This window comes from Rhodococcus sp. 05-2254-5 (assembly GCF_002258575.1).
GTDB classification, from domain to species: domain Bacteria; phylum Actinomycetota; class Actinomycetes; order Mycobacteriales; family Mycobacteriaceae; genus Rhodococcoides; species Rhodococcoides fascians.
In genome coordinates this window covers 81,079-94,463 of record NZ_NOZG01000034.1, presented here as the reverse complement: position 1 = coordinate 94,463, position 13,385 = coordinate 81,079, and the positions used below count along the sequence as shown (strand labels likewise).

Here is a 13,385-nt window from a genome sequence, read left to right as displayed (position 1 = left end):
CACCCTTCTCTAGGAGTTTCGATGTTTCGATACGAGTCGTTGCAGGTGCCTATCGTCGGAGCGCCGATGGCGGGAGGCCCGACGACCCCTGACTTGGTTGCAGCAGTACGGAATTCAGGTGGACTGGGGTTCCTTGCCGCGGGTTATCTCACCCCGGAAAGGTTGACCGCGGACATCGTTGCCGTTCGCGGTGCTGGCATAGAAACGTTCGGGGTCAATCTGTTCGTCCCCGAGGACGGGCAGGTTGTCGACACCGAGGACATTGCGCGGTATCGCGCGCTGCTCCAGCCCTACGCCGATGATCTCGGCGTCGAACTCCCCGCCGACAGCACCCTTGCCGAAAATATCGACGACTACTGGGAGGAGAAGCTCGACATCGTCGTGGTCGAAGCCATCCCGGTCGTGTCGTTCACTTTCGGGTGCCCAAGTGCCGACATCATCGCCCGCCTGCACGAGGCCGGGAGCGCCGTCACCGTCACCGTCACTAACGAAGAGGACGCCCGCGCGGCGGTCGATGCAGGTGCCGACTCCCTGTGCGTACAAGGCCCCGATGCCGGCGGGCACCGCTCGACCTTTCGCATCGATGCCGAGAGTTCGGACATTGCCCTCGACGAGTTGATTCCTGCGATACGCCGAGCAGTGTCGGTTCCCCTCGTGGCCGCCGGCGGGATCACCACCGCGTCCGATGTCCGTCGAGTCCTGGGCTACGGGGCAGTGGCGGCTCAGGTCGGAACCGCCCTGCTCCGATCGCCGGAAGCCGGGACGAAGCCTGCCCACGCCGCCGCCTTGGTCGATCCTCGGTTCACCGAAACGGTGGTCACTCGAGCCTTCAGCGGCCGTCCCGCCAGAGCCTTGCGCAACAAGTTCATCGATCGGTTCGATACCGGATCGTCACGCCAGTACCCCGCCGTGAACACGCTGACCGGCGGCATCCGCAAGGCCGCAGCGAACGACCCTCATTGCATCAACCTGTGGGCCGGTGCCGGGCACCGCAGCGCTTCCGCTGACCCGGCAGCGCGAATTATCGAAGAATTGGCCTCGGAGTTGTGAGGAATGTCCAGGTGTAAAAACCGCACGGATCGTGGTGTTTGAAGCCACGCTCCAAAACCCGCATCGGGTGTGCGGGATTGAGTACCGTCGTAGACATGCAACTGACTCGCTTCAGCGATCTGGCCCTACGGGCGATGATGTTGCTGGCAGCCGCCGGCCCGGACGGTCCCCGGATGACCACTGGAGCCATTGCAGTTCGAGTCAACGCGTCCGAACACCATGTAGCGAAAGCGATTACACGCTTGGTCGGATTGGGCTGCGTCCGTGCGCAGCGCGGCCGCACCGGCGGGCTCTTCCTCACCGACACGGGCCGATCGATATCGGTGGGCCACCTGATCCGTCAACTCGAAGGCGATCGCGAAGTTGTCGAGTGCGTAGGGGACCGGCCCTGCCCACTTCTTGCCGCCTGCCGATTGCGGCATGCCCTGGCCGTCGCCAAAGAAGCGTTCTATGGCGAACTCGACCGCTACACGATCGACGATCTAGCCGCGTCCCCGACCATTCCACTCGCAATGGTCGCTTTTCCCTCACCCTGACCCGCCATTTCGACGTCGGCGGTCCATTGGAAGGAATACCTGTGTCCACGTTCGGTCCCCTCACTGTCGAGCACGAGCTCCAACCCGATCACGTCGACGTCGTCAGAGCGACGTTGCCGTTGGTGGGTGCCAATATCGACGCCATCACAACAAACTTCTATGCACGCATGTTCGCCGCACGACCGGAGCTGCTGCGAAATCTGTTCAACCGCGGGAATCAGGCACAGGGAGCGCAGCAACGAGCTCTGGCCGCGTCGATCGCAACGTACGCCACCCATCTGGTTGACCCGACGCTGCCGCACCCGGACGAAATGCTGTCCCGGATCGGACACAAGCACGCATCTCTCGGAATTACCGCCGACCAGTACTCGATCGTGTACGGGCACCTCTTCGCTGCGATCGTCGACGTACTCGGTGCCGAGACAGTGACGACCGAAGTCGCCGAAGCCTGGGACCGGGTGTATTGGATGATGGCCGACACTCTCGTCGATCTCGAGAACCGCCTTTACGAGAGCGCGGGAGTGGTTGCGGGACAGGTCTTTCACCGCGGAATCGTCACTACGCGCACCGAAGATCCGTCCGGGGTAGTGGTGATCGGTGTGACCGGCGACTGGCCCGAGCTTCGAAAGGAGCACCCGGGTGGGTACGTCTCGGTCGGAGTGACTCTGCCCGACGGCGCGCGACAGATCCGCCAGTACAGCCTCATCTCCGGCAGTGACACAGGCGAATTGACGTTCGCCGTCAAGCCTGTCGTCGCCAGCGGTGGCTGCCCGGCAGGTGAAGTGTCGAACTGGATCTCGAGCACGCTACGCCCGGGAGACCTCATCGACATCAGCATCCCGTTCGGTGATCTGCCGACAGAGGACATCTCTGCGGGGCCCGCCGTATTGATCTCGGCCGGCATCGGCATCACGCCGATGAACGGGATTCTCGAACATCTCGCTCTGTCGGGTACACAATCCGAGGTGTTGGTTGTCCACGCAGACCGTAGCCCCGCCGACCATCCGCTTCGGGCCCGTCAGCGACAACTGGTCGACGCCTTGCCGAACGCCGTCCTCGAACTCTGGTACGAGGAGCCCGGCGATGTGGCCGATGCACACCATGGGCGGTTGGATCTCACTCTTGTCGACCTTCCTCAGGGTGCGTCGTTCTTCGTCTGCGGCGGTAACGGTTTCGTGCAGGCCGTCACCTCACAACTCGTCGACTGTGGGGTCGACAAGTCGCGTGTCCATTGCGAACTGTTCGCCCCGGACGAGTGGTTGCTCGGCTGACAGCCACAGCCCCACCATTCGCTGCCGTCGCCTCTTATTGTGTCCGGGAGTCTCGGCGTGTTTACTGGTGCCCGGTGATCTCGTGCCCGTCGGCTTCGTTCGGCGGCCCCCTAGTGCGCGGGCTTTCATATGTGGTTGCAGGAAGTCGAGGGTCGAACCCTCGAACAGTTCGTGTACGACGGTGTGTCGCTGGCCGCTGCAGATTCGATGCGGCGTTTGCCGCCGTTCCACCGAGATCTGTTCGACGACTTCGTCTTCACCGCGTCGGCGGTGGCGGTGGGGGAGAGCGACTGGGCCAGATTCCCGATTGCGTGCATGGGATACCTGTCGGCTGTCCACGGTGATCTGACAGTGGTTCCGCCGCTGATCCCACCCGACACCGCGGCTGTGGTGGCGGGGGTGCTTTCCCGATTCACACGATTCAGATCCGGTGACACACGCGTCGCGGATGGATCACGCATCAACGAGGAGCAGTATCGACTTGCCGAGGACTTGTTCTTCGGTCTCGGTACTGATCGTGGAGACGGCGTATATGCGGCGGGCGCGCGGGCGCACAGCAGGATGATGTCGGCGCGCATCGCCGACGGGTTCGTCCATCCCGCCGTCGGCGCGCACCTGTGGAGTGATGTCCCCGCCGCACCGTCCGCGCACCCGAACAGCGGCTCCGAGATCACCGTGCTCGAATCCGTACAGACACTCGTGGCGACGTGGCGCGACTTTCCGGCCGAACGTCCGGGTACAGAACGCGACATACTCACCGCCGCAAGGTGTGTGGGTTGGGCGGGAGTTGTGGCACCGATGGCTGCCGGGGAGTCCGGTGGGTGGTATGTACGCTCCCCCGAGGGGCGGGCACCGTCGGGGCCGAGGGTACTCGTTCCGGTGATCATTGCTCGCTCGATGCGGACGATGGTTCGGTATGAGGCCGGCGTCGTACTGGGAGGTCGTGCTGTGACGCCGAACCGTCTGGGCTACGGCACCGGACGGGGAGGCTTCATCGCCCTTGTCGGTCAACTCGTCGATGCGATCGACCGACGAGACCGGTGGGCAATAGCGCGACGCGCGACAGGTCCTTTACTCGACGAGTTGTTGTCCGGTGAATACAACGAACACTTCGGGTTGCCCACCACTTTGGCGGAGCCCCTTGGTCTCGATGGTGCGCCGGTCGTGCTCGTCGACGACGGTCTGGCGATCGTCACCGCGCCGGTGATGCGGCGACACGTCGGCGTAGTGGGCGCTGTGTCGGCGCTGCTGGTGCAGGCCGAGGGCGACAATGGTCCGTGGTTCGCGGCGTCATTGACGCAGGACACGCTGTTGGACAGTGCGTTTCGAAGGCGGGTTCAGCACGAGGCGTTCGAGATCGACGCCGACTTCGAGATCATCGCTGCGCACAATCCTCTCGATGCTCACGCATCATCCATCGATTGGGACGACGACTCGGTGATCCTGCGGCACAGCGACACCGGCGTGACGACCGTTGCGGATGTACGCGCCGTGGCCGCGGGAGAGTTGGCACTGGCTCGCCGACGACGGGCTCACGTTCACCGGCTTGTTACTGCGTGGGTGCCACCCGGAATTGGTGCGCGATTTCCAGCACTGTCACAACGGAGGTCGACCATGACTGATCTCACCGCCTCGCAGGCCGAGGAAGTTCACACGGTGGCGCAATTCGTTCGTTGCAACCATCCCGATGTGATCACGAGACTGCGCAATCACATTGACCTGCTGGTGACTTCGCGGGGCCGTTCCGGTGACCGCCTGGGCCCCGACGAGCGTCTTCAGGGACCGGCATCGCGGGACGAGACGACCCGCGTTGTCGTTGCATGCAGCTTTCACCCGTACTCCGACGATCTCGGCACATTCGTACCTGAGACCGGACCGGTCTTGGTACGGGTGCGTGTTGTCGGTCGACGCCTGTCGCCGACGGAACCTCCGCTGCGGACGATCGGTTCTCCGAATGCAGCGATTCCGGTGACCGAAGCGGAGGGCTGGGTCCGTGCCGCGCTCGGCGATCGGTGGGCCGACTACGCCTACGAATACAGAGACGCTCGCGAACCGACGGCCTCGAGGGCGGCGTCGTTCCGGTTCGGGTTGCTCCTCGACCGCACCGCCGCGCCCATGCTCGCGCCCGACAACTTCGACTGGTCCCGGCTCGACGGCCCGAACGAGAACACTGTTCGCAAACTCGCACCCAGCGCGGTCAATGTACCTCTGCAACAACATCTCTCGAAATTCGGTCCGTACGCGGCGACCGCCGATTATCTCGACCCCAGGACGACTCCCGACGGTAGATGGCGAGTCCGTGTCGACAGCCGCAACGCCGACCCCGGCACCCTCGACACGTTCACTGTGCTTGCCGACAGACTCTGTATCCGCAGCGTGGTGGACACCCGCTTCGTGCCGCTCTCACTCGACCTCGAAGGCCGGATTGCAACGCTGGTCTACCAACTCACCGGTAGCCCCGCACTCTACGACGCAGACGTACCCATCCCGACCGAGCCTGAACTGCGTGTACCGCCGACTGACCGCACGTGGGTCGAGCAGTACGGACACCACCCGCCAATTTTTCCGCTCACGGCCGAGCAATGGGCGTCCGGCCTGTGCGCATTCTGGACCGAGATGGTTGCCTACGGACGTATCGGCGACGTACGGGCGCCTTGGGCAGGGAGGTGACGAATCAACGAACTACGTAGCGGCGAGCCGGATGTCGACACGACCCCGGCCAGGCCACGGCGGCAATTCGTCAAGCGGCCACCACACACGAACAGCCTTCGTACTCGGGTGGTTGTGCGGTGAGCGGCTATTTCGATGGGGTCGAGCATCGCGATACGTTGGTAGTTCTCGTTGGTCCTGAAGGCTTTGCCGCTCAGTCGTCACTCTTGATCGCGTAGTTGATACGACGCGGCGCATTGGGGTCGCGCGGAGGTGGCTTCTGGCGTTCGAAGGCCGCCTGGAACCACCCGCCTGGTGGAATCTCGATCTCGGGAGTCGTCCTGTCATCGAGGTCGAACTGGGTGCCCGTGTCCGGATCGACCTCGTCCCACAATTTTCTCACTTCGGATGTCGTCGAATGGAATTCGCTCGCATCCACGATATGACGTGTCTCGTCGATCCCGAAGTGGGGCCACGCAAAATAAACATGCAAAGGACCGGCTGGCGGAACGGGCGTCAAAATGAGGCCGCTTCGACTGTGCAGGCGGTTTCCACCACCGCCGTTGGGACTCAATCCCGTTCGTCTGCCGGGCAGGTTTGTGGAGACGGTTCCGTCGACGTCCTCGAAACCGAGGAGCATCGGCGGCGTGTGATTCGACTCCGGTCTACCGAACCCGTACATACCCAGCAAACGATCGGATTCTCGGACACTGGCTTCGACCGAGAAGGTCATGCAAGTGCTGTAGATCCGTGCACCGCTCAGCCACGCACCGATCCTGTCCGTTTCGGCCAGAATCAATCTCAGAGGTACTACGGCCGGGATTTCGTTGATGGGCACGCCGCGAAAACGCGGTGGGGGTGGGCCGGATGCGGGTGTGTCGTTCATGATCGTCACTCTCCCGCGGACCGATGCGGTGCGCAAGGTCGGATGGCGTTCCGGCATGCCGTCCGGTCTGTTCGCATGCGTGCTCACGCTTCGCTGCCAGACCGCGCGGTACGAGAGCACCGGTGGGCGATCGTTGTTGCCCGGTCGCTCGGGCGCGCAGACCTCTCGAGATCGGTAGGCATGAAGTCGACGGATCTTTCGTTTCGGGGCACATGAATCTGCCGTCGTCTCACCACGGCGATGCGGGAATCGACTTGGGCCACTCCGTTCTGACCGGACATGCGGCTTCGTGTGATCTAGTGGGCCCATGGCGTGGAATCCGAAGTCGACCGATTCCCAGGACTGGGACGAACGAGGGCTACGCGAGGCCGCCGACGTCGACGCTGGGGCGTGGCTCCTCGAAGGAATCGGAAAGTTCGGCAGCGGTGTGGCCGCGCTGATTCCGCGTATCTTCCCGTCGTACGCGCGAATCTTCCATCCGGCGAGGAGCATCGACGACGAACCGGTCACCTGGTCGGCGGTTGCCCGAGCCAACGGCCGGATTGCGCACCCGGCGATGGAGTGGGGTTCCATCGTGGGCAGCTGGCAAGCCAGCGAGCAGGAGGGCGTTTGGCACGATTCCCCGATGCAAGGTTCGTTGCCGGTAGGCACCACCCGGGCGTTGGCAGACACACTTCGACGCTTCACACAGGCGCCGGCGCAGTGCTGGTTCGGGCACTGGGAAGGATCTGGGTATATCGACGTGCCGTCGAATGAACTTCGACTGCCGATGCCGTCTCGAAATATGGTGCTCTTCGCGGGCGGTATCGATCTCGCCGACACCCAGTTCGGTGCCAGTGCTCGGTTTCCCTCTGTAATGAGCGCCCACCTGTGGTGGCCGGATGATCAGGCATGGTGCGTGGCAACGGACATCGACTTGATGACGACCTACGTCGGGGCGTCGACCTCGTGCATCGACGCACTGCTCACGAACGCCGAGCTCGAGGCGCTGCCCGTGCCTGTCACGCAAAGACTCACCTGGGATACCGACACCGTCAACCCGCTACCCGCTTGCCCGTAGGTGAGGGGTTGCCGGTCGAGGAAACAGCACGAGACCGATACCCGGCCCCACGAACGGCTTTACCGTAATGTCCTTTTCGTGACTCGAACTTGGACCGTGCGAACCACCGTTGTCGGTGCTGCCCTCGCGGCTGCGCTTCTGGGCATTCCCGGGGTGGCGTCAGCTCACCATCAGGAGTTCACGCCATTTCCGTACAACATTTCGCTCGGACGAGAGATGTCTTTTCCGTGCGCAGGCGAGGTGGGCGGCGACGTGTACACGCCGCACGATCGGCCGGGCATCGCGGTGGTCACGTTGACCTGGCGGACATTCTTCACCAACGATTGTCCACTCACCGTGTTCGTGAACATGAACAACTTCGATGCACCCTGGGCCGACCCGTACAGCGGTGCCAAGCCAACCGGGGGCTCGTGGATGGTGCACCTGAACTCCGCCGCAATCGGTTTTGTGCCCCCGGAAGGCGGCGAATGGAGCAAGCAGATAGCGATCGATATCGGTTCCGGTAGAGCAGGTTTGACGGTGACGACTGATGCCCCACTCAACACGACTTTGCTCGATCCGGCCGGCAACACTGTGCGCTTCACGGTGGCCTGACGACGCCACAGTCGTCGGACGCACGGAAATCTCCGGGTCCCGAGTCGACTCGAATACGAAGCGTCACTTCGGCGTTCAGCTTCGTCACCCCCCTGGAGGGCCCGGATAATCGAATGCTTCTGAAAACCGTCGCCTTATGCGACGTCACATCAGGCGCGGGCTTGCACCTTCCGTAGCGTCATGTGGTGCAGTGGACGTATCCCGCCCACCGAGGAAGGCAGCAACACATGTTCTCGTCTTTCACCCCGCCGCGCCAGGTCACGATTGGGGGTGCCGCGGCGTTCGTCGGCACCACGCCGCGAGCGATCCGTCACTACCACCAGATCGGCCTGATCCCGGAGCCCGAGCGGGGGAGCGACGACCGCCGCCGCTATGGCTACGACGAGATGATCCGGCTGTTGTGGATCCGCCGGATGGCCGAGGCCGGCATTGCTCTCGACGATATCCGCGACGCCTTGTCGGATGCGCCCGGTACCGCCGACAGCGACGTCGCGCGCATCCTTGATCGGCTCGAAGGGTCCCTCGTTGCCAGGCAGGCCGAACTCGAGCAGCAACGGAAAGCTGTGCAGCGCATGCGAGCTCGGGGGAGCAGGCTGGGCCTGCTCTCCGATGTCGTGGGCGACCGCCTCGCAGGCCTGCGCGAGGGGGCCCTGCGCCAGGACGACCTGGACACCCTGCTCGTGACCGAGCGGATCTTCAGCGAGCTCGGCGCGTCCGTCCAGGCGTCGCGGTTCATCGCCCTGGCCGCCCGCCCGGACCTGCGGGAGGCTTCTGACCGAGTCGACGCCGCCGAAGACGCGCTCGACGACACGGTAGCCGTCGACGACCCTCGCGTGGCAGAGGTGGCTGCGGAACGGCACGCCTTCGAGACCGCACTTCGCACGGTCATCGACAGCTCCGGCCTGGCGCAAGCAGACGACGGCCGATTCGACGCGTGGGACGAGTTGCACCCCCCGCCCGCCGACGCCGGTTCGGCGTGCGGGTCGACAAGCCTTGCCGAGACCGTCCGGATGATGCCCTACGACTTTTCCCCTGCACGACTGCGATGCATGGAACTGGCCCTGGAACTCGACGGATCCGGCACGACATGAGTCTCCGGAGTGTCGGGTCGAGTTCGATCCGGGGCACAGTCCCTGCTCAGGTCGGAGCTTGGCCAGAATGTGCTGGACTTCGGCTGCTGCCGTAGGCATTACGTGGTGCCTCGCGCACCGTCGAGTAGGCGAGGGCTTCGACGCAGCGCGTCCCGCCGATGGCTCGCGGGTCGACAACGCGTGTGCCGCGAACTGTCGGTGTGCCGAGCGGTTCTATACAGGCACTGTGTGCGGTCACAAGTGAAATGAAAAGACAGTCCCTTGCCATTGATTTGCAAAACAATTGCACTGCGGAACTAACGTCCAGAATATCGTTCTGATCCGATAGGGACCAGTTAGGCTCGGTCGGTGACGGACTCAACGTGGGACGGGTATGTCCGAGTGCGCGGTGCTACCGAGCACAACCTGGCAGCGGTCGATGTCGACATACCCCGCAATGCCTTCGTCGCGTTCACAGGGGTCTCGGGGTCCGGGAAGTCGTCACTGGCTTTCAGCACGTTGTACGCCGAAGCGCAGCGACGCTACTTCGAGTCTGTTGCCCCCTACGCGCGGCGACTGCTTCAGCAGGTGGGCGCACCCCATGTCGCCTCCATCACCGGCCTTCCACCGGCCGTTGCGTTGCAGCAACGCCGGGGTTCGCCCAGTTCACGCTCGAGCGTCGGCACCATCACCACGATGTCCAACCTGCTGCGCATGCTGTATTCGCGGGCCGGTACCTATCCTGACGGTGCTCCGCTGCTCGCGGCCGAAGCGTTCTCACCGAATACCGTCGCCGGTGCCTGCCCACGATGCGGTGGGTTGGGCGACTTCCACGATGTGACAACGGAACTGCTCGTTCCCGACCCCTCTTTGAGCATTCGGGAGGGAGCGATCGCGGCGTGGCCGGGCGCCTGGCAGGGCGCGAATCTGCGCAGCATCGTCAGCGGCATGGGTATCGACATCGACGCGCCGTGGCGCACGCTGAAGAAGAAGGACCGAGACTGGCTTCTGTTCACCGAGGAGCACCCCAAGGTGTTCATCGAGCCCGAAGAAGGCCGCGTCGACCACAGTTACGAGGGCAAGTTCTGGAGCGCCCGGAGTCACGTGATGCACGTTCTGGCGGACTCGAACAGCGAGCGCATGCGGGACCGCGCGCTGCAGTTCACCGAAACCGTCCGCTGCCCGAAGTGCTCCGGCAGTGGACTGCGCGAAGATGCGCTGGACGTCACCATCGCCGGCCACTCGATCGCCGAGATCAATGCGCTATCGCTGACAGAACTTGCCGCAGTACTGCGCCCGGTATCCGAACAGTCGGGGGAGGCCGCTGAAGTGGCGGTGCGCATCACCGCCGACCTGCTGGCCAGAATCGACGTGTTGCTCGAGTTGGGTTTGGGCTATCTGGCGCTCGGGCGAAACTCGACGACTCTGTCGCCTGGCGAGACGCAGCGGTTGCGGATCGCCACTCAGCTCCGTTCCGGTCTCTTCGGGGTGGTGTACGTGTTGGACGAACCCTCCGCGGGGCTGCATCCCGCGGATGCCGAGCCACTGCTCGACGTTCTGGACCAGCTGAAGGCGTCGGGCAACTCTCTTTTCGTCGTCGAACATGACATGGATGTGGTCCGCCGTGCCGACTGGGTGGTCGATATCGGGCCCGCGGCGGGCGAGGGCGGCGGCCGGGTTCTGTACAGCGGCCCCGTCGACGGCTTGGAAGAGATCGAGGAGTCGGTAACCAGCAAGCATCTCTTCGGGCGAGCGGAATCTCTGCAGCGTGAGCCGCGGCCCACCGACGGATGGCTGACTCTGACCGGAGTAACCCGGCACAATCTGCGCGAGTTGACGGCGAAGTTCCCACACGGGGTGCTGACGGCGGTGACGGGTGTGTCGGGTTCTGGGAAGTCGACGCTCGTCAGCCAGGTCTTGTTCGAGGTGGCGCGCCACCGCCTCGAGACCGCGGCAGACGAGGACGATGACGCGCAGATCGAAGTCGACGTGGCCGAGGTCTCCGGAATCGAGACGTTCACCCGACTGGTCCGGGTGGATCAGCGTCCCATCGGCCGCACTCCACGATCGACACTGGCCACCTACGTCGGAATGTTCGACATCGTCCGCAAACTGTTTGCCGCCACCGATGAGGCCAAGGTTCGAGGATGGGCACCCGGACGGTTCTCCTTCAACGTCGCCGACGGACGATGCCCCACGTGCCAGGGCGACGGTTTCGTCGAGGTGGAGCTGTTGTTCCTTCCCGGCACCTATGGCCCGTGCCCCACCTGCCACGGTGCCCGGTTCACCCCGGAAACTCTCGAAATCACCTGGCGCGACAATACAATTGCCCAGGTATTGGGCATGTCGGTTGACGAGGCTGCGATGTTCTTCGCCGATGTCACGGGAGCATCCCGCAGTCTGGAGACTTTGCGCGATATCGGGCTGGGCTACCTTCGGCTCGGTCAACCCGCGACCGAGTTGAGCGGCGGAGAAGCGCAGCGCATCAAAATTGCCACCGAATTGCAGCGCACTCGCCGCGGCACTGCCCTCTACCTACTGGACGAACCGACAGCAGGGCTGCACCCCTCCGATGTCGCCCTGCTCATGCGTCAATTGCACCTGCTCGTCGACGCGGGCAACACCGTGGTGATGGTCGAACACGACCTGGATGCCGTAGCCTCCGCAGACTGGGTCATCGACCTCGGTCCCGGCGGCGGCGACAACGGGGGCACCGTGGTCGCCACCGGCACTCCCGCCGAAGTGGCGGTGTCCCCGAACAGCAGAACGGGATCATATCTGGCCCGCCGACTCCAATCCTGAACTGGCGCTTCATCTTGCAGGGGCGCTCTACGCAAGGGCTGCACGATACGGTCGGAAGAAGTCGCGCAATTCTTGCGCGTACAGCTCGGGCTCCACGAACGGCGCGAAGTGCCCACCGCGCGGAAGTTCTTTTGCACGAACGACATTCGCGACGCGGTCGAGCCACGCGCGGGGCGGATTCGTGAAGAGGTCACCCGAAAAGAACGAGAACCCTGACGGCACCTCGACGCGGCGGGCGTGCTGCTCCGAGGGAATGGACGCGTTGGCGTTGTACATACGCATCGACGAGCCGATGGTCTCGGTGAGCCAGTAGAGGGTGACGTTCGTGAGGATCTCGTCCTTGGTGAAATTACGCTCGATGTCACCGTCGCCGTCGGTCCACCCTCGCAGCTTCTCGACGATCCATGCGGCCAACCCGGCCGGGGAGTCGGTCAACCCGACGGCAGCGGTCTGCGGTTTCGTGCGGTGCATCGCAGCGTATGCACCCTCTGTACTGCCCCACGCGGCGGACCTGTCGAGAAAGTCCTGCTCCTGCGGTGACAGTTCGGCGCGGTCGCCGGTGAACACGGGCAGTCCCGCATCCATACGATGGACGGCCACGACAGAGTCGGGGTGATCGAGTGCGAGGTACCGGCTCACGGCGCTGCCGATGTCGCCTCCGGCAGCCCCATAACGGGTGTACCCCAGAATGTGCATCAGCTCGGCCCAAAGACCAGCGACCGCAATCGAATTCAAAGGGGTGCCTGCCGGTGTATCCGAATAGCCGTAGCCCGGCATGTCGGGCACGATGACGTCGAATGCATCGGCGGGGTCGGCACCGTGTGCGCCCGGATCGGTCAGCAGCGACACCACTTTCGAGTAGCGCCAGAACGAGTCCGGCCATCCATGGCTGAGAACCACGGGAAGAACCGGGCCCACAGGTGCCACTGCCCGCGCGTGCACGAAGTGGATGCCCAGATCACCGACGTCGACCCGGAATCGAGGATGCTTCGACAGGGCAGACTCCTGCGCTCCCCAGTCGAATTCGTCGGACCAGTATTCGACGAGTTCACGAAGGTAACCGACGTCGACACCGAGTGACCACCCAGCATCGGCAGGACTGTCCGGCCACCGTGTTGCGCGAAGTCGTGTTCTCAGGTCATCCAGCGCCGCAGCAATAGTCGTCGAAACGAATGGTTCGGGACGCGTCATGAAGGGGAGTCTACGTCCTGATGTGGCCGCGGTCAGGTGAGTCGGTGGGGGCAAGTGGTCATGTCCGCCGCTGTGCCGGAGCCAGTTTCGTCGCTACAGAGCTTCGGCCACTACCGAACGATTCGATACCGAAGGGGTCGAAGTCCTCGGCCATCCAGCTCGGCGATAGGGGCCAATCGGATGGTCGGTCAGATAAGTTGTCCCGTCGGGAACTTCGTGCCGCATTCGTCGTCGAGCAGCGCCACCGCTGTCCCGGCGGGACGCGGAACCGCAGCT

At 63.9% G+C, this 13,385-nt stretch carries 11 protein-coding genes; 9 read left to right on the top strand and 2 right to left on the bottom strand.

Features of this window, described 5'->3' with window-relative positions; all coding sequences use genetic code 11:
• Positions 1-21 precede the first annotated feature (21 nt).
• From CH278_RS26795 to CH278_RS26780, 4 genes are all read left to right on the top strand, one after another.
• On the top strand, positions 22-1,050 hold the full coding sequence (locus tag CH278_RS26795; protein ID WP_032385630.1) for a nitronate monooxygenase: 1,029 nt from the start codon (positions 22-24) through the stop codon (positions 1,048-1,050).
• 95 nt (positions 1,051-1,145) lie between these two features.
• Positions 1,146-1,586 carry an RrF2 family transcriptional regulator gene (locus CH278_RS26790; RefSeq protein WP_027496129.1) on the top strand — a complete coding sequence of 147 codons (441 nt, stop codon included), beginning with the start codon at positions 1,146-1,148 and terminating at the stop codon, positions 1,584-1,586.
• 41 nt (positions 1,587-1,627) lie between these two features.
• Complete coding sequence (locus tag CH278_RS26785; RefSeq protein ID WP_032393229.1) at positions 1,628-2,857, top strand: globin domain-containing protein; 1,230 nt, start codon at positions 1,628-1,630, stop codon at positions 2,855-2,857.
• A gap of 135 nt (positions 2,858-2,992) precedes the next feature.
• Entirely contained in the window at positions 2,993-5,527 is a 2,535-nt protein-coding gene (locus tag CH278_RS26780; RefSeq protein ID WP_139278542.1) for a hypothetical protein, read from the top strand.
• Between the two features lie 193 nt (positions 5,528-5,720).
• Here the strand turns inward: CH278_RS26780 and CH278_RS26775 are convergent, their stop codons facing one another.
• Positions 5,721-6,392, bottom strand: coding sequence for a hypothetical protein (locus tag CH278_RS26775; RefSeq protein ID WP_052053753.1), 672 nt, complete (start codon positions 6,390-6,392; stop codon positions 5,721-5,723).
• Between CH278_RS26775 and CH278_RS26770 the strand changes: the two genes are divergently transcribed.
• The 5 genes from CH278_RS26770 (at position 6,391) to CH278_RS26750 (ending at position 11,918) form a co-directional block, all read left to right on the top strand.
• Positions 6,391-6,570 (top strand): hypothetical protein, encoded by a 180-nt coding sequence (locus tag CH278_RS26770; protein WP_032383901.1) that lies wholly within the window; start codon positions 6,391-6,393, stop codon positions 6,568-6,570. The two genes, CH278_RS26775 and CH278_RS26770, sit on opposite strands and share 2 nt — an antisense overlap.
• A 129-nt stretch (positions 6,571-6,699) precedes the next feature.
• Entirely contained in the window at positions 6,700-7,452 is a 753-nt protein-coding gene (locus CH278_RS26765; protein WP_032393231.1) for a hypothetical protein, read from the top strand.
• Between the two features lie 78 nt (positions 7,453-7,530).
• Complete coding sequence (locus CH278_RS26760; RefSeq protein ID WP_032383903.1) at positions 7,531-8,046, top strand: hypothetical protein; 516 nt, start codon at positions 7,531-7,533, stop codon at positions 8,044-8,046.
• Between the two features lie 227 nt (positions 8,047-8,273).
• Positions 8,274-9,137, top strand: a complete 864-nt coding sequence (locus tag CH278_RS26755) for a MerR family transcriptional regulator (RefSeq protein WP_032393232.1) — start codon at positions 8,274-8,276, stop codon at positions 9,135-9,137.
• Positions 9,138-9,485: 348 nt separating this feature from the next.
• The gene (locus CH278_RS26750) at positions 9,486-11,918 is read left to right on the top strand and encodes an excinuclease ABC subunit UvrA (protein WP_094623326.1); all 2,433 of its coding nucleotides are present in this window, start codon (positions 9,486-9,488) and stop codon (positions 11,916-11,918) included.
• Between the two features lie 27 nt (positions 11,919-11,945).
• Here CH278_RS26750 and CH278_RS26745 read toward each other — a convergent pair whose 3' ends face one another.
• On the bottom strand, positions 11,946-13,109 hold the full coding sequence (locus tag CH278_RS26745) for an epoxide hydrolase family protein (protein ID WP_032393234.1): 1,164 nt from the start codon (positions 13,107-13,109) through the stop codon (positions 11,946-11,948).
• Positions 13,110-13,385: the final 276 nt, after the last annotated feature.

What these genes read in the sequence shown, in the direction of transcription:
- CH278_RS26745 (WP_032393234.1), bottom strand. Translation starts at nt 13,109, where the DNA reads ATGACGCGTCCCGAACCATTCGTTTCGACGACTATTGCTGCGGCGCTG.
- CH278_RS26775 (WP_052053753.1), bottom strand. Translation starts at nt 6,392, where the DNA reads ATGAACGACACACCCGCATCCGGCCCACCCCCACCGCGTTTTCGCGGC.
- CH278_RS26765 (WP_032393231.1), top strand. Translation starts at nt 6,700, where the DNA reads ATGGCGTGGAATCCGAAGTCGACCGATTCCCAGGACTGGGACGAACGA.
- CH278_RS26795 (WP_032385630.1), top strand. Translation starts at nt 22, where the DNA reads ATGTTTCGATACGAGTCGTTGCAGGTGCCTATCGTCGGAGCGCCGATG.
- CH278_RS26755 (WP_032393232.1), top strand. Translation starts at nt 8,274, where the DNA reads ATGTTCTCGTCTTTCACCCCGCCGCGCCAGGTCACGATTGGGGGTGCC.
- CH278_RS26790 (WP_027496129.1), top strand. Translation starts at nt 1,146, where the DNA reads ATGCAACTGACTCGCTTCAGCGATCTGGCCCTACGGGCGATGATGTTG.
- CH278_RS26770 (WP_032383901.1), top strand. Translation starts at nt 6,391, where the DNA reads ATGATCGTCACTCTCCCGCGGACCGATGCGGTGCGCAAGGTCGGATGG.